This is a genomic window from Paraburkholderia sp. J7, assembly GCF_905220155.1.
Classification (GTDB): Bacteria; Pseudomonadota; Gammaproteobacteria; order Burkholderiales; family Burkholderiaceae; genus Paraburkholderia.
Genome location: NZ_CAJMYZ010000037.1, coordinates 1 through 15,094, shown reverse-complemented (window position 1 = coordinate 15,094; position 15,094 = coordinate 1). Strand labels below are relative to the sequence as shown.

Genomic DNA, 15,094 nt, shown 5'->3' with positions numbered 1-15,094 from the left:
GGCTGAACCGCAGGCGCCCCTCAGGCGTCGAGCGCGTGCGGCCCGATCAGGTCGATGCGGTCCGTGCAGACCGTATCGACGCCCCAGCTCACGAGCTGGCGCGCGCGGTCGAGGTCGTTCACCGTATAGGCGAGGATGAAGAGCCCCGCCGATTTGATGCGCTTGACCAGCGCCTCATCCAGGTGTCGATGGCTCGCGTGGAGCGAGACACAGTCGAGCGCGGCGGTCTGCTCGCGCCAGTCCGCGGGCACGTGCTCGAACAGCAGGCCTCGCGGCAGGTCCGGCGCGCTCTCGCACGCCGCTTCGAGAGCCGCATAGGAGAACGACGAGAGCAAAGGCGGCATGCCCGCCTGCGCGGCTTGCCCCGTTTGCATCCATAGGCGCGCCGTTTCAGCGCCGACGATGCGCCCCGTCTCCACGTCGCGGCCCGTGCAGGGCTTGATCTCCACGTTCGCCGCGAGCCCCAGTTCATGACAACACGCGGCGACTTGCGCGAGCGTTGGCATCGGCTCGCCGGCAAAACGCGCGTCCCGCCAGCTGCCCGCGTCCAGCGCGGCAAGCTCCGCATAGCGCATGCGCGCCGCCGCGCCGCGACCGTTCGACGTGCGCTCGACCGTGTCGTCGTGCAGCAGGAAAGCGACGTTGTCGGCAGACAGCTTGGCGTCGAACTCGACCAGCTTGTGGCCGAAGCTCGCGCCGGTGCGCAGACCCGCCAGCGTGTTTTCGGGCGCGAGCGTGCCGCCCCCTCGGTGCGCGGCCACGCGCGGATACGGCCAGGACTTGATCAAATGGGCTCCCGAAATCGGCAGGGGCTGTGAGGTAGAGAGAGCCGCGCGCTCAAGCGTCGTCGGCGACGACGAAGAGGCGGCGGTACTCCTTCAGGGCATAGCGGTCGGTCATGCCTGCGATGTAATGCGCGATCAGCCGCGGCTGCAAAGCCGCGTCCTGCGTCTGGTACGGGGGCGGCAACAGGCGCGGGTCTTCGCTGAACGCATCGAACAGCCCCTTCACCACGCGCCGCGCCTTGTTGGCCATGCGCATCACACGATAGTGGCGGTAGAGGTTGCGGTACAGGAAGCGCTTGAGCGCGGCGGCCTGCGCGGCCACGCGCTCGCTGTGCGCGACGAGCGGCGGCGCTGCGCGCACGTCGTCGAGCGACTGCGGCGCGTATTCGGCGAGATTGCGCCGCGTCTGCCCGATCAGATCGACGATCAGCGTGTTGATGATGCGCCGCACCGTCTCGTGAACGAGGCGTCGGCCCTCGATCTGCGGATATTCGTCGCGCGCGGCGTCGTAGTGCGTCTGCCAGAGCTCGACCTCGGCGAGCTGCTCGATGGTGAGCAGACCCGAACGCAAGCCGTCGTCGACGTCGTGGTTGTTGTACGCGATCTCGTCGGCGATGTTGGCGATCTGCGCTTCGATAGACGGCTGACGGCCGAGCAGAAAGCGCTCGCCCAGATCGCCTAGCCGGCGCGCATGCTCACGCGAGCAGTGCTTGAGAATGCCTTCGCGTGTCTCGAAGCACAGGTTCAGGCCGTCGAACGCGCCGTAGTGCTCTTCGAGCTCATCCACGACCGCGAGGCTCTGCAGGTTGTGTTCGAAGCCGCCGTGCTCACGCATGCACTCGTTGAGCGCGTCCTGGCCCGCATGGCCGAACGGCGTATGGCCAAGGTCGTGCGCGAGCGAGATCGCCTCCACCAGATCCTCGTTCACGCGCAGGTTGCGGGCGACCGAGCGTGCGATCTGCGCCACTTCCAGGCTGTGCGTGAGCCGCGTGCGAAAGAGATCGCCCTCGTGGTTCACGAAGACCTGGGTCTTGTATTCGAGGCGGCGAAACGCCGTGGAATGGACGATGCGGTCGCGATCGCGCTGGAATTCGCTGCGTGCGGCAGGCGGCGGCTCCGGATAGCGCCGCCCGCGCGAGCGCGAGGCGTGCGCCGCGTAAGGCGCAAGGCCCGCCTCGAACGACGCGACTAGCGCGGCGCTCGCGTCGGCGGTTTGAGAAGGGACATCACTACGGGGATCACTACGGTTATCGCTGCGGGTGTCGCTCACCGTTCCTCCGCAAGGGGTTATCGCCGGCGGTGCGTCAGCTCTGCGTCGTGGCGGCGAGCGTGGCCTGCACGGCTTCGTCGGGCGCGCGGCCGATATGGGTCTCGCCAAAGCGCTTGAGCAGGATGAACTTGATCGCCCCGCCCTCGGCCTTCTTGTCGACTTGCATCAGTTCGACGTAGCGGTCCGCGCCGAGCGCGGGCGCGCGCACCGGCAGCTTCGCAGCCTCGACCACGCGCACGAGGCGCGCACGCGACGCTTCGTCCAGCATGCCCACGCGCACCGAGAGATCGGCCGCCATCACCATGCCGCAGCCCACCGCCTCGCCGTGCAGCCACTCGCCGTAGCCGAGCCCGGCCTCGATCGCATGGCCGAATGTGTGGCCGAAGTTGAGGATGGCGCGCAGGCCGCCTTCGCGCTCGTCGGCGGCCACGACCGAGGCCTTGATCTCGCACGAGCGCTTGACCGCGTGCGCGAGCGCTTGCGGCTCGCAGCGGTTGAGCGCCTCGACGTTGGCTTCGATCCAGTCGAAGAATTCGGCGTCGGCAATCGCGCCGGTCTTGATGACCTCGGCAATGCCCGCCGCCAGTTCGCGCTCCGGCAGCGTGGCGAGTGCGCCGATATCGGCGATCACGGCTTGCGGCTGGTAGAACGCGCCGATCATGTTTTTGCCGAGCGGATGATTGATGCCCGTTTTGCCGCCCACCGACGAGTCGACCTGCGAAAGCAACGTGGTCGGCACCTGGATGAACGGTACGCCGCGCATGTAGCAGGCGGCGGCGAAGCCCGTCATGTCGCCCGTCACGCCGCCGCCCAGCGCGATGAGCGTGGTCTTGCGGTCGGCGCGCGAGGTGAGCAACGCGTCGAAAATCTCGTTGAGCGTTTCCCAGTTCTTGTGCGCCTCGCCGTCGGGCAGCACGACCGTGTTGACGTCTTTGCCGAGCGGCGCGAGCGCGGCGCGCAGCGTCTCGCCATAGAGCGGGTCGACAACGGTGTTGGTCACGATCGTCACCGACTTGCCGGCGATATGGGGCGCGAAGAGCGCCGTCTGACCGATCAAGCCGGAGCCGATATGGATGGGGTAGGCGCGGTCGCCCAGTTCAACGTTGACGGTAATCATGCTCTGAATCTTGTGGGTTTCCGATGGGTTGCCTGGCCTGCGAGATACTGCGCGACCTGCGCCCTACTCGCGCGCCGTGGCCCGCGCGACGCCGGCCATGTCGAGCTGCATCAGCACCATGTTGACGAGTCCGTTGACGGAGGGCCGGCCGGTTTCGATCACGAAGTCCGCGACTTCGCGATAAAGCGGGTCACGTATCTCGTAGAGCGCTTCGAGCCGCCCCTTGGGGTCTTCGGTTTGCAGCAGCGGGCGGTTCTTGTCGCGCCGCGTGCGCAGCCACAGATCGTGCGGATGCGCGCGCAAATACACGACGAAGCCGCGCGCCTTGAGCGCCGCGCGATTTTCAGGCCGCAGCACGGCGCCGCCGCCCGTGGCGAGGACGATGTTTTCGCGGCCCGTGAGCTCTTCGATCACCTGGGCCTCGCGGTCGCGAAAGCCCGCTTCGCCTTCGAGCTCGAAGATCACCGGGATGCGCGCACCCGTGCGCGCCTCGATCTCGTGATCGGAGTCGAAGAACGGACGCTCCAGCCGGCGCGCGACCGCCCGGCCCACGGTCGTCTTGCCGGCGCCCATGAGCCCTACGAAAAATACATTGGCGTTTGCGTCCCGCACTTGCAGCGTTTCCTACGAAAGGTTGGTGCCGCAGCTTACTGGCAAAGCGGCGGCGTTGTCGAGCCTGCATCCCCGGCGTTCCGGCCCCGCAAGCACCTGCCTGCGCACGTGCGGCGGGCTCGCCCGGCGAATGAGGGTCAATTCGACTCCACGATACGCGGCGTGATGAAAACCACCAGCTCGCTGCGCTTGTCCCGGTGCGCACGATGCGAAAAAAGCACACCCAGAACCGGTATTTTGCCCAGGAGTGGCACACGCGTCACATCTTCGCGGTCATCCGTCGCGTCGATGCCGCCGATCGAGACCGTGCCGCCATCCTCGATTTCCACGCGCGTCTGCACGTGTTTGGTGTTGATCGCAGGCCCGGCGGCCGTTTGCTCGCCGACGCTGTCCTTCGCCACGTCGAGGTCGAGAATCACGCGGCCATCGGGTGTGATCTGCGGTTCGACTTCGAGTTTCAGGCTTGCGCGCCGAAACTGCACGCCCGACACGCCTTGCCCGACCTTGGCCTGATAGGGCAGCTCCGTGCCCTGCTCGACGACGGCCTTCGTGCGGTCGGCGGTGACGACGCGTGGACTCGACACCACGCGCCCGCGCCCTTCGGCTTCGAGCGCACTCAGCTGGATGTCGAGCAAGCGCGTGGCGCGCGCCGCCAGCAGCGTGAGGCCAAGGCCCGCGGCCTCGAAGCCGGAGATCGGGCCCGCTGCGAGATCGTAGACCGTGCCGTCCGCTCTTGTGGTCACGCCGCGTGGCGGAGTGCCGTCCCCATTCACCGCCGTCACGCCAAGACGCACGCCCAATTCGCGCGAGAGCCCCTCGTCACCCTCGACGATACGCGCCTCGATCAGCACCTGGCGCGCCGGCGCATCGAGTCGCCGCACCAGCTCGCCAATCTGGTCGAGCCGCGCCGGCAGGTCGGTGACGAACAGGAGGTTCGTGCGCGCGTCCGCCACCGCCGTGCCGCGCTTCGACAGTGCGCGCTGTGTGCCCGAGCCCGTCAGGAACCGGCGCAAATCCTCGGCGCGCGCGTAATGCAACTCGAACGTGCGGCTTGCGAGCGGCTCCAGCTCCGCAGCCCTGGCGTGCGCCTCGTAACGCTGCCGCTCGCGTGCTGCCACCTCGGCCGAGGGCGCGACCCAGATCACATCGCCGATACGCGACATCGCAAGGCCGTTCGCCTCCAGCAGCAGGTCGAACGCAGTGCGCCACGGCACACGTTCGAGGCGCAGCGTCACCTGGCCTCGCGCACGTTCGCTCGCGACGATATTGAGCTTCGTGAACTGGGCGAACGCGTGCAGAACGGCTGTCAGCTCGGCGCGCTGGAAATCGAGCGTGATCGGCCGATCCGGCGGCAATCCGTCGTTCGCTGTCGGGGCGTCGCCAAGGCGCAGCGGCGCGTGCATGGGTACGGGCGGTCCTTCAAGCGGCGCGGCCGCTGGCGCGTCGTTAGCGGGTTCACGCGAAGGCCGGGCGACGGGCGGCGTCACGTCGGGGGCGCCGTCTGCGTTCGTGGGCAAACCGTCTTCGGGCGCGGCTTCCGGCGCAGGCGAATCGCCGCCTCCCGTGAACGGATTGGCGATCCACTGGGTTGCTGCGGGCTCGGCCGCCCCATCGGGTAACGGCGGTGCTTCGTAGCGCGCGAGCGACACCGGCGAACGCGCCCAGGCGGGTTGTGGCAACGGCACCGCGGCCCATGCAACACATCCGGCAGCGCCCACCGTCAATGCGGCGAGGACACGAACGCCCCACTTTAGCGCGCTCATTTCACTGCCTCCGCCCAGCCGAGCGCGCGTGTGACCCCACCTGCCGCGACGACGACCCGCGCCGGCCCGACTTCCACCACGCGAGCGTCGCCGATCGTCTCGCCCGAGCGCGCAGTCACGACGCCCTCGGGTGTTTCCACGAGCGCGACAGTGCGCTGCCGATCCTGGAGGATGCCGGCGAGGCGCCACCCGTCTTCCGCGCCGCCGGCCGCTGGCGCATGGGCGAAAGGATCGCGAGCCGGCGCTGAGGGAGACGCCGTTTCGGAAGACGCCGCCGCCAGCGGCACAGCGGGAAGCGCATCGTACACACGCAACGTAGCCGAGACCGACAACCCGCTTCCCGTGCGCCGGATGGCCAGCTCGGATGGCGCCGTCAGCGTCGGCTCGCGCACCAACCCTTCGAGCAGCCCGCGCAGTTGCGCGAAGCTGCCTTGTGCGACCAGCTTGATCGAGCGGAACGCCTCGGTTTGCGCGCCGCCCGCGGCGCCTGGCTCTAGCGCATGCAGAACGAGGCCCGATTGCGCGGCGAGTTGCGAGATGCGGCGAATGTCGTCGGCGGAATTGCCGGTGCGGGGCGCGGATGAAGGCGTTCGCGCGGCGGCTTCGCGCAGCGCGGGCAGACCCGCCAGGACTTGCCGGGCGCCGTCGTACCGCTTTTGAGCGTCCTTCAGCGCGGTGCGTGCCGCATGCACGCCAAGCGGATCTCCGACGACGCAAGCGCCGCTCGCCGCGGCGAACGCGAGCACGGCTATCGTCAGCGCGACAGCCAGCCGGCGGCGCGCGCTCCACGCATGAAGCGGCGACCATCCGTGCAACGCGTTGCCCGCGCCTGCCTGTGCCGAAACAAGCCCCCGTTCCTGACCGCCGTGTGTAGAGAGCGTGCTCATGTCGCCCCCTTCGCCGTGGCACTGCTCGACGCTCGCGCCACCTCGCGCGCACGCGGTACGCCAGCGCGCGGCACAGCGCTCGCGCCTTGCCAGACGAGATGCGCCGCCACGCGTATCGGTTCGGCGTCGGACGCACTGTCGCGTGCGGCTCCCGCCGGTGCGCCGCGTTTGAGCTCGCGCACGCTCACAGCGTCTACACCTGGCAGCGAGCGTAGCCGGCCGAGCCAGGCCGCCGCTGCCGCTTCGTCCGCCGCGCTCGCCTGCAGATCGGTCTCGTCGGCGGATTGCGAGAGCTGCTGCAAGCCGACACGAGGCGGCACGTCGCTCGCCAACGCGTCCGCGAGGGCAAAAAAGCGCGTCGTAGCCCGTGCGTATTGCCGGGCCTGTTGATCGCCGACGCGCCGCACTTCGCTTTCGCGCGCAAGGCGCTGAGCCTCGGCGAGCGGCGCGCGCCACTGCGCGAGCGGCTGCTCGAGCGCCTCGCGCCGAGCCTCGAGCCCGCGCCATTCGACGTGCTGCCACAGCACGACGCCAAGCGAGCACACGCAGCCGCCGAGCGCCGCGGCGCCCCATTCGAGCAAGCGCCGGCGACGCAGCCTGCGTATGGCGCGCTGCCGCCACGCAAGCAGATTGAATCCGCCTATGGCCCGGCGCGGCAACACGCGCACGGCGCGCGCGAGCGTCATTCCGCCACCCCGCGCAACGCGAGTCCGAACGCCACCGCGCACGCCGGATCGTGCAAAAGCGTTGCCGCGAGCGGCCACTCGATATCGGCTAGCGGTCCGCATTCGAAGGGCAGCACCGGCGCGCCCAGCGCGTCGCCAATGTCGGCCAGTGTGAAGTTCACCCCGCGCAGCATGGCAAGCTCGCCCGCGACCTGCACGCAGCCGGGCTGCTCGCCGTCGACGAGGTCGCGCAGCGCCTCCACGAGATCGGCATGCTCTAGCGCAGGAAAGCGCATGTGCCGCATGACCGAGTCGTCGACAAGCAACCAGCCGTGCACGCCTTCCGGGCCGACCCAGATCGCCACCCAGGGCTCGTGCGGCGGCAGCTCGTATGCCGCCGCGTGCCGCATGGCGCGTAACGCGGCGTGCGCCTCGTCGTCGACCGCGCACAGCGTGACGCCCGCCATTGCCGCGCATTCGATGCGCGCTTCGAGATGCTGCCGCGCCGTCGCGGCGATCGTCACCTGCGCTTCGTGGCCGCGTGGCGTGGCCGGCAGCACGCTCCAGTCGACCGCCAGCTCGCCGCGCTCCATGCCCGCCACGCGCTCCGCCTCCGCCAGCACGAGCGGTTCGAGCGCCGCGTGAATGCCGGACTCGTCCACCGCGCCCGCCGGCGCAAGACGTGCAAGCGGCACAGTCGCGATGAGCGTCGCGCTCGTGGGCATCGCCATGGCGCAACGCAGCGACGCCGCGGCGCTGGCGCGCGGCAACTCGCCAAACACACTGCGAAGCGCGGCGACGATGGCCGCCCGGTCGACGATCTCCGCGCCGGCCATCGCCTCGCGTGCAAGCGGCGCGCTCGCCAGCCATTCGAGGCGAACCGGCCCCGCCCCGACAATGCGCTGGCTCAACACCACCAGCGTGACGCCCCGCGCGCCCAGATCGACGCCCGCTGCAAAGCGGCGCGCGCCCAACAACACCGGATTCCCGAAACCCATCGCATCCCTCCCGTCCGTGCGCGCGCCGCAAACCGTTCGCAGCGCGTCGATGGGGAGATTGTGCGAACCGGGGCTGCGCTCGAATACTCGACCGAACGGCCAACGGTCGATGTCAGCGCTATCCACGCGCGGGGGGCGCGACTACAGTGCCAATATCGGAAACAGCGTCAGCAACAGCGGGTTGAGCGCTCGCTAGCGCCGTCCATGTAAGCATCTCGAAAGCCCGCGGGCGAGCGGCGGCTATAATCGCGGGACCGTTTTTCTGGTGTTCGTATGCAAGATCAGCTTCCTTCGTCCGTACCGCCTTCCACGCCGCCCGAGCCGCCCCGGCGGCGCAAGCGCCCGTGGTGGGCCACGCTGCTGATCGCCTTTTTCGGCCTCATCTTCGCGGGCGTGGTGTGCGCGGCGCTCGTGCTCGGCTACGCGCTCGTCGTCGCCACGCCCAACCTTCCGTCGCTCGAGGCGCTCACCGACTATCGCCCCAAGGTGCCGCTGCGCATCTACACGCGCGACCACGTCCTGATCGGTGAATTCGGCGAGGAGCGGCGCGATGTCGTCCATTTCCGGGACGTGCCCGATAACCTCAAGAAGGCCATTCTGGCCATCGAAGACGCGCGCTTCTACGACCACGGCGGCGTCGACCTCGCCGGCATCGCGCGCGCGGGATTCGTCGCGCTGACCAACGGCCACGCCACCCAGGGCGCCAGCACGATCACCATGCAGGTGGCGCGCAACTTCTTCCTTTCGAGCGAAAAGACCTACACGCGCAAGATTTACGAGATGCTGCTCGCCTACAAGATCGAGTCGAAGCTCTCGAAGGATCAGATTCTCGAGGTGTACATGAATCAGATCTATCTGGGACAGCGCGCGTATGGTTTCGCGAGCGCCGCGCGCGTGTACTTCGGAAAGGATCTGAAAGATCTCACGCTCGCCGAATGCGCGATGCTGGCAGGACTTCCGAAGGCGCCGTCGGCGTATAACCCCGTCGTCAATCCGAAGCGGGCGAAGGTACGCCAGGAGTACATCCTCCAGCGCATGCTCGAGCTGCGCTACATCACCCAGCAGCAATACGACGACGCGGCGCAGCAGCCGCTCGTGGTCAAGGGTCAGGGCAAGGAGTTCAGCGTCCACGCCGAGTACGTTGCGGAAATGGTGCGCCAGATGATGTACGCGCAGTACCACGAAGAGGCGTACACGCGCGGGCTGAACGTCGTCACGACCATCGACTCCGCCGACCAGGACGTCGCCTATCGCGCGCTGCGCCGCGGGCTGATGGACTACGAGCGGCGCCACGGCTATCGCGGGCCCGAGGCGTTCATCGACTTGCCCACGGATACCGACGAGCGCGAGCAGGCCATCGACGACGCGCTCGTCGAGCACCCCGACAACGGCGAACTCGTGGCAGCCGTCGTGACGTCGGCAAGCCCGAAGGAAGTGCGGGCCACGTTCATGGACGGCAACACCACGAGCATCACCGGCGACGGGCTGCGCTTCGCGCAGTTTGCGCTGAGCACGCGAGCCCAGCCGTCGCAGAGAATCCGGCCGGGCGCAATCATCCGTCTGGCGCGCAACAATGCAGGCGAGTGGTCGATCACGCAGTTGCCGCAAATCGAAGGCGCATTCATCTCGATCGTGCCGCAGGACGGCGCGATCCGCGCGCTCGTGGGCGGCTTCGACTTCAACAAGAACAAGTTCAACCACGTCACCCAGGCGTGGCGCCAGCCGGGTTCGAGCTTCAAGCCGTTCATCTACTCGGCGTCGCTCGACAAGGGGCTCGGGCCGGCGACGGTCATCAACGACGCGCCGCTCTTCTTCAGCGCCGCTGAAACGGGCGGTCAGGCGTGGGAACCGAAAAACTATGGCGGCGGTTTCGACGGCCCCATGAGCATGCGCACGGCGCTCATGAAGTCGAAGAACCTTGTGTCGATCCGCATCCTCAACCACATCGGCACGAAGTACGCGCAGCAGTACATCACGCATTTCGGCTTCGACGCCGATCGCCATCCTGCCTACCTGCCGATGGCGCTCGGCGCGGGTCTCGTCACGCCTTTGCAAATGGCCGCCGGCTACTCGGTGTTCGCCAACGGCGGGTATCGCGTGAATCCGTACCTGATCGCCGAGGTCACCGACCAGCGCGGCATGGTCGTCGCCCAGGCGCAGCCGCTCGTGGCTGAACAAAACGCGCCGCGCGCGATCGACCCGCGCAACGCGTACATCATGAACAGCCTCTTGCAGAGCGTGGCGCAGCGCGGCACGGGCGCGAAGTCGAACATCCTCAAGCGCACGGACCTGGGCGGCAAGACCGGCACAACCAACGACTCGCGCGACGCGTGGTTCGCGGGCTACCAGCACACGCTGGCCGCGATTGCGTGGATCGGCTACGACAACCCGCGCAGCCTCGGCGACAAGGAAACGGGCGGCGGCCTCGCGCTACCGGTGTGGATCGACTATATGCAGAAGGCGCTCAACGGCGTGCCGGAGTACAAGATGGCGATGCCGGACGGCGTCGTCACGCTCGGCGACGAGCTCTACTACGCCGACGCCACGCCGGGGCGCGGTTTCGTCTCGACTGTCGGCATCAGCCAGGCAGCGCTCGAGGCTTCAGCGAGCGGCGCATCGGGCGCGGGTGGCGCTAACTCCGCGGACGCCGCGCCCACGCCCGAGCACGTGAACGCGAAGGAAAAGGAAGACATCATGAATCTGTTCCGCGGGCACTGAAGCTCGCCGGAGCCAAGGCAATGAAAAAAACGGGCGCCAGCTTTTAACTGGCGCCCGTTTTATTTACGTGCTCACGGTCGCGCGCTTACGGCTCGAACCGCACCGGCTCGCCCGCCTGCTCCGTCGCGTAGGCCGTGAGCGCCGAGAAGAATTCGGTGCCCGTGCGCGTGTCGCGCCACTCGCCGTCGATGAAGCGATAGTGGAAACCGCCAGCCTTCGCCGCGATCCAGATTTCGCGCATCGGCGGCTGCAGATTCACGATGATCTTCGTACGATTCTCGAATTCGAGCGTCAGAACGTTGCCGCTGCGTTCGAGTTCGATGTCCGCTTCGGCATCGTCTACGGCCCGCTCCACGGCCGCCAGCACGGCCTCCGCGCGGCTCAGGTAGTCATTGTCTGGCATGCTAAACTCCACCGGTTATTCATTCAGGGACAATTATGCGTGTCATTTCCCGGACGCGCGCAGCGGCCCCCAGCGCATGGACGCCCCGCGCGATTCTAGCGGCTTTTGCGATCAGCGCCGTCGCGCTCGCAGGCTGCGGCCAGCGCGGCGCGCTCTACATGCCCAACGTGCCGCCGCTTCCGCCCAAGCCCAATTTCGAAACCGCCCAGCCGGAAACCGGCGCGGCGACGCCCGCCAGCGCGCCCGAGTCGGCTTCGGCACCGGTCGGCACCGTTCCGGACACTTCGGGCACGCCGCTCTCGTTGTCCCCCGACTCCGAACTCAGCACCACACCCGCGACCGGTAGCCCGCAAACGGCTTCCGACGCTACGCCAACCCAGTAAAACGCTCGCATGACCCAGTCCGCTTTTCACCGCGATAACGGTACGCTCTTCGTAGAAGGCGTGTCGGCCGCCGATCTCGCCGCACAGTACGGCACGCCGCTCTATGTGTACTCGCGCGCGGCGCTCACCGCCGCGTGGCACGCCTACGCCGACGCCTGCGCCGGCCGCCGCGCCAAGGTCCACGTCGCGGTTAAAGCGAACAGCAACCTCGCCGTGCTCAACGTGTTCGCGCGCGAAGGTGCGGGCTTCGACATCGTTTCGGCGGGCGAGCTTGCCCGCGTGCTCGCGGCAGGCGGCAAGGCGCAGGACGTCGTGTTCTCGGGCGTCGGCAAGACCGCCGGCGAAATGCGCGAAGCGCTCGAAGCGGGCGTGAAGTGCTTCAACGTCGAATCGATTCCCGAACTCGACCGCCTGAACGAAGTGGCAGGCAAGCTCGGCAAGAAGGCGCCGGTTTCGCTGCGGGTGAATCCGGACGTCGATCCGAAAACGCACCCGTACATTTCCACCGGCCTGAAGGCGAACAAGTTCGGCGTGGCATTCGAAGAGGCGCGCGCGACCTATCGCGCCGCCGCGGCCATGGCGCACCTGGACGTGGTCGGCATCGACTGCCACATCGGCTCGCAGATCACCGAAATCGCGCCGTATCTCGACGCCATCGACAAACTGCTCGAACTCGTCGACCAGATCGAAGCCGACGGCGTGAGCATCCGCCACGTCGACGTGGGCGGCGGCCTCGGGATCACCTACGACGACGAAACGCCGCCCGACATCGGCGAATTCGTGCGCACGGTGCTCGACCGCATCGAGGCGTATGGCGCGAAAACGGGCAAGGCTCGCGAGGTGTACTTCGAGCCGGGCCGCTCGCTCGTGGGCAATGCCGGCATCCTGCTCACGACGGTCGAGTTCCTGAAGCCGGGCTCGGAAAAGAATTTCGCGATCGTCGACGCTGCGATGAACGACCTCGCGCGCCCCGCCATGTATGACGCGTATCACGCGATGGAACCCGTCGTTGCACGCCAGTCGGCGCCACAGACCTACGACGTGGTCGGCCCGGTGTGCGAAAGCGGCGACTGGCTGGGCCGCGCTCGCTCGCTCGCGATCGAACCGGGCGACGTGCTCGCGATCCGCTCGGCAGGCGCATACGGCTTCGTGATGAGCTCGAACTACAACACGCGTGCGCGCGCGGCCGAAGTGATGGTCGACGGCACGCGCGTGCATCTCGCGCGCGAACGCGAAAACGTGGCGCAGTTGTTCGCGAGTGAGCGCGTGTTGCCGGACTGAGTTTTTCGTTCGCTCGGCCATAAAAAAAGCGACGCCAAGGCGTCGCTTTTTTGTTGTCTTCAGGTGTGAGTGTTCGCCTATGCGGCGCCCGCACCCGGGCGCGAGGCGCGCCATCGCGCAAGCAGCCATGCGCCCACGCGCCAGCCCAGCAGCACAAGCATGATCGCGCCGTAAAGCTTGGGCAGCACGAGGTCGTGTTTGCCCGCCTTCATCCACCAGAAGTGCAGGATCGCCAGCACGCCGATCGCGTAGACGAGCCGATGCAGCGTCTGCCAACGGCGTCCGAGCCGGCGTGCCATCGCGCGCGTGGACGTCACGGCAAGCGGAATCAGCAGCACGAACGCCGCGAAACCCACCGTGATGAACGGCCGCTTGCCGACGTCCTTGAACATCGCCGCGACGTCGAACCACTTGTCGAACCAGATGTAGGTCGTGAAGTGCAGCGTCGCGTAGAAAAACGCGAAGAGGCCCAGCATCCGTCGAAAGCGCACCAGCGTATTCCAGCCGGTCAGGCGGCGCAGCGGCGTGACAGTAAGCGTGATGCACAGGAACACCAGCGTCCAGAGCCCCGTGGAACGCGTGATGAACTCGATCGGATTCGCACCGAGCCCATCCGTGAAGCCGAACAGCACGAGACGCGCGAGCGGATACAACGCTGCGACGAACACCGCCACCTTCGCCCACGGCAGCCAGCGCGGGCCCGCCGCGCTCGCCACCCCCGCCTTGCGCGCAGGACGCGCCTGAACCGGCCCCACGCGCGCGGCGGCCTGTGGTGTCGTCGTCGATTCCATCTCTCGCTCCATCAAGCGCTTTGCTCAGAAGTTCTTGCGCAGATCCATGCCCTGATACATCGACGCGACGAGGTCGCCGTAGCCGTTGTACATGAGCGTCTTGCGCTTGGGCTGGAAGAAACCGTCCTCACCGATGCGACGCTCCGTAGCCTGGCTCCAGCGCGGGTGATCGACGGTCGGGTTCACGTTCGAATAAAAGCCGTATTCGGTCGGTGCGTACTTGTTCCAGCTCGTGGGCGGCTGGTTCGCGACGAAGCGGATTTTCACCAGCGACTTCGCGCTCTTGAAGCCGTACTTCCACGGCACGATCACACGCACCGGCGCGCCGTTCTGGTTCGGCAGAACCTGGCCGTAGAGGCCCACCGTGAGCAGCGTGAGCGGATTCATCGCCTCGTCCATGCGCAGGCCTTCGGAATACGGCCAGTCGAGGATCGGCTCGGCGAGGCCCGGCATTTGCGAGGGGTCGGCGAGCGTGATGAACTGCACGTAGCGCGCGTTGCCCGTGGGCTGCGCACGGCGGATCAGTTCGGAGAGCGAAATACCGATCCACGGCACGACAATCGACCAGCCCTCCACGCAGCGGTGGCGGTACACGCGCTCTTCGAGCGGCGCGAGCTTGAGAATCTCGTCGATGTCATAGACCTTCGGGTTCTTCACCTCGCCCTCGACGCTCAGCTTCCACGGACGCGGCCGCAACGTGTGCGCGTTTTGCGCCGGATCGCCCTTGTCGGTGCCGAACTCGTAGAAGTTGTTATAGGTCGTCACGTCCTTGTAGGGCGTGACCTTGTCGAGCGCGACGAACTTCGTGTTCGTTTGCGCGGCGAGCTTCTGCGCCTTCGGGTCGCCGGGCGCGTATTCCGCGAATGCCCTCGTTGCGCCAAACGGCCCCGCCATGCCACCGAGCGCGAGCGCACCCGCCGCCCGCAGAATGCGCCGACGCTGTTCGTACACCTTTTGCGGCGTGATTTCACTCGCGGGAATGTCGTCGCCGTTGAGCAAGATCCTGCTGCTCCGCTTGGTCCACATATCGCTTAGCTCCTGCTTCTCGCGTGGCGTGCGCCGCCAGCACATTGATCGTATCCCGACCCGCCCTGCCGTGCCTCGCACGAAGTGGATCGACTGGATGGCCTCAAGCGGGCAAACGCGCGATTCGCAGAAAACTTCCCGACGGACGAAAAAAAACCGTCGGAGCACGAGGCATCCGACGGTTAGTTCGTCTTGCAGGCCGATTCGGTTACAGCTTGCCGTAGCTGTGCAAGCCCGAAAGGAACATGTTGACGCCAAGGAACGCGAAGGTCGTCACCAGCAGGCCCGTGAGCGCCCACCAGGCCGCCACGCCGCCACGCAGGCCCTTCATGAGGCGCATATGCAGCCAGGCCGCGTAGTTGAGCCACACGATCAGCGCCCAGGTTTCCTTCGGA

At 67.4% G+C, this 15,094-nt stretch carries 15 protein-coding genes and 1 pseudogene; 3 read left to right on the top strand and 13 right to left on the bottom strand.

The window, feature by feature from the left end:
- Positions 1 to 20 precede the first annotated feature (20 nt).
- From ugpQ to pilM, 8 genes are all read right to left on the bottom strand, one after another.
- Positions 21 to 785 (bottom strand): glycerophosphodiester phosphodiesterase, encoded by a 765-nt coding sequence (gene ugpQ, locus U5A58_RS37295; RefSeq protein ID WP_415774348.1) that lies wholly within the window; start codon positions 783 to 785, stop codon positions 21 to 23.
- Positions 786 to 837: 52 nt separating this feature from the next.
- Positions 838 to 2,055 (bottom strand): deoxyguanosinetriphosphate triphosphohydrolase, encoded by a 1,218-nt coding sequence (locus U5A58_RS37290; RefSeq protein WP_415774347.1) that lies wholly within the window; start codon positions 2,053 to 2,055, stop codon positions 838 to 840.
- Positions 2,056 to 2,089: 34 nt separating this feature from the next.
- Positions 2,090 to 3,172: a 3-dehydroquinate synthase gene (aroB, locus tag U5A58_RS37285; protein WP_321915912.1), complete on the bottom strand. Its 1,083-nt coding sequence runs from the start codon at positions 3,170 to 3,172 to the stop codon at positions 2,090 to 2,092.
- A gap of 63 nt (positions 3,173 to 3,235) precedes the next feature.
- Positions 3,236 to 3,790 (bottom strand): shikimate kinase AroK, encoded by a 555-nt coding sequence (gene aroK, locus U5A58_RS37280; RefSeq protein WP_321965106.1) that lies wholly within the window; start codon positions 3,788 to 3,790, stop codon positions 3,236 to 3,238.
- Between the two features lie 131 nt (positions 3,791 to 3,921).
- On the bottom strand, positions 3,922 to 5,547 hold the full coding sequence (pilQ, locus tag U5A58_RS37275) for a type IV pilus secretin PilQ (RefSeq protein ID WP_321965089.1): 1,626 nt from the start codon (positions 5,545 to 5,547) through the stop codon (positions 3,922 to 3,924).
- Positions 5,544 to 6,434 (bottom strand): hypothetical protein, encoded by an 891-nt coding sequence (locus U5A58_RS37270; RefSeq protein ID WP_321965088.1) that lies wholly within the window; start codon positions 6,432 to 6,434, stop codon positions 5,544 to 5,546. Before U5A58_RS37270 ends, pilQ begins: the two co-directional genes overlap by 4 nt.
- Positions 6,431 to 7,120: a PilN domain-containing protein gene (locus U5A58_RS37265; protein WP_321965087.1), complete on the bottom strand. Its 690-nt coding sequence runs from the start codon at positions 7,118 to 7,120 to the stop codon at positions 6,431 to 6,433. The genes U5A58_RS37270 and U5A58_RS37265 overlap by 4 nt, the downstream gene beginning before the upstream one ends.
- A complete protein-coding gene (gene pilM, locus U5A58_RS37260) occupies positions 7,117 to 8,097 on the bottom strand; it encodes a type IV pilus biogenesis protein PilM (RefSeq protein ID WP_321915916.1) in 981 nt (326 codons plus the stop codon). Before pilM ends, U5A58_RS37265 begins: the two co-directional genes overlap by 4 nt.
- A gap of 273 nt (positions 8,098 to 8,370) precedes the next feature.
- Between pilM and U5A58_RS37255 the strand changes: the two genes are divergently transcribed.
- Positions 8,371 to 10,815 carry a penicillin-binding protein 1A gene (locus U5A58_RS37255; RefSeq protein WP_321965086.1) on the top strand — a complete coding sequence of 815 codons (2,445 nt, stop codon included), beginning with the start codon at positions 8,371 to 8,373 and terminating at the stop codon, positions 10,813 to 10,815.
- Positions 10,816 to 10,900: 85 nt separating this feature from the next.
- On the opposite strand, the gene cyaY is transcribed toward U5A58_RS37255, so the two are convergent.
- Positions 10,901 to 11,218: an iron donor protein CyaY gene (gene cyaY, locus U5A58_RS37250; protein ID WP_321915918.1), complete on the bottom strand. Its 318-nt coding sequence runs from the start codon at positions 11,216 to 11,218 to the stop codon at positions 10,901 to 10,903.
- Between the two features lie 35 nt (positions 11,219 to 11,253).
- Between cyaY and U5A58_RS40915 the strand changes: the two are divergent.
- Positions 11,254 to 11,352, top strand: a pseudogene (locus tag U5A58_RS40915) (hypothetical protein); the annotation flags it as partial.
- A 20-nt stretch (positions 11,353 to 11,372) separates the two neighbouring features.
- Here U5A58_RS40915 and U5A58_RS37245 read toward each other — a convergent pair.
- Positions 11,373 to 11,612, bottom strand: coding sequence for a hypothetical protein (locus U5A58_RS37245; protein WP_321949182.1), 240 nt, complete (start codon positions 11,610 to 11,612; stop codon positions 11,373 to 11,375).
- Here U5A58_RS37245 and lysA point away from each other — a divergent pair.
- Positions 11,611 to 12,882, top strand: a complete 1,272-nt coding sequence (lysA, locus tag U5A58_RS37240; protein WP_321965085.1) for a diaminopimelate decarboxylase — start codon at positions 11,611 to 11,613, stop codon at positions 12,880 to 12,882. The genes U5A58_RS37245 and lysA overlap by 2 nt on opposite strands.
- A 77-nt stretch (positions 12,883 to 12,959) precedes the next feature.
- Here the strand turns inward: lysA and msrQ are convergent, their stop codons facing one another.
- The 3 genes from msrQ to ccsA form a co-directional block, all read right to left on the bottom strand.
- Complete coding sequence (gene msrQ / locus U5A58_RS37235; protein WP_321965084.1) at positions 12,960 to 13,685, bottom strand: protein-methionine-sulfoxide reductase heme-binding subunit MsrQ; 726 nt, start codon at positions 13,683 to 13,685, stop codon at positions 12,960 to 12,962.
- Positions 13,686 to 13,697: 12 nt separating this feature from the next.
- Positions 13,698 to 14,699: a protein-methionine-sulfoxide reductase catalytic subunit MsrP gene (msrP, locus tag U5A58_RS37230; RefSeq protein ID WP_321965083.1), complete on the bottom strand. Its 1,002-nt coding sequence runs from the start codon at positions 14,697 to 14,699 to the stop codon at positions 13,698 to 13,700.
- Between the two features lie 208 nt (positions 14,700 to 14,907).
- A partial coding sequence (gene ccsA / locus U5A58_RS37225; protein WP_321965082.1) for a cytochrome c biogenesis protein CcsA occupies positions 14,908 to 15,094 on the bottom strand: 187 nt, incomplete at its 5' end.

Excerpts from the sequence above, each read along its gene's own strand:
- pilQ (WP_321965089.1), bottom strand. The coding sequence starts at position 5,547 with ATGAGCGCGCTAAAGTGGGGCGTTCGTGTCCTCGCCGCATTGACGGTG.
- U5A58_RS37255 (WP_321965086.1), top strand. The coding sequence starts at position 8,371 with ATGCAAGATCAGCTTCCTTCGTCCGTACCGCCTTCCACGCCGCCCGAG.
- pilM (WP_321915916.1), bottom strand. The coding sequence starts at position 8,097 with ATGGGTTTCGGGAATCCGGTGTTGTTGGGCGCGCGCCGCTTTGCAGCG.
- U5A58_RS37265 (WP_321965087.1), bottom strand. The coding sequence starts at position 7,120 with ATGACGCTCGCGCGCGCCGTGCGCGTGTTGCCGCGCCGGGCCATAGGC.
- msrP (WP_321965083.1), bottom strand. The coding sequence starts at position 14,699 with ATGTGGACCAAGCGGAGCAGCAGGATCTTGCTCAACGGCGACGACATT.
- msrQ (WP_321965084.1), bottom strand. The coding sequence starts at position 13,685 with ATGGAGCGAGAGATGGAATCGACGACGACACCACAGGCCGCCGCGCGC.
- lysA (WP_321965085.1), top strand. The coding sequence starts at position 11,611 with ATGACCCAGTCCGCTTTTCACCGCGATAACGGTACGCTCTTCGTAGAA.
- cyaY (WP_321915918.1), bottom strand. The coding sequence starts at position 11,218 with ATGCCAGACAATGACTACCTGAGCCGCGCGGAGGCCGTGCTGGCGGCC.
- U5A58_RS37270 (WP_321965088.1), bottom strand. The coding sequence starts at position 6,434 with ATGAGCACGCTCTCTACACACGGCGGTCAGGAACGGGGGCTTGTTTCG.
- U5A58_RS37245 (WP_321949182.1), bottom strand. The coding sequence starts at position 11,612 with ATGCGAGCGTTTTACTGGGTTGGCGTAGCGTCGGAAGCCGTTTGCGGG.
- aroB (WP_321915912.1), bottom strand. The coding sequence starts at position 3,172 with ATGATTACCGTCAACGTTGAACTGGGCGACCGCGCCTACCCCATCCAT.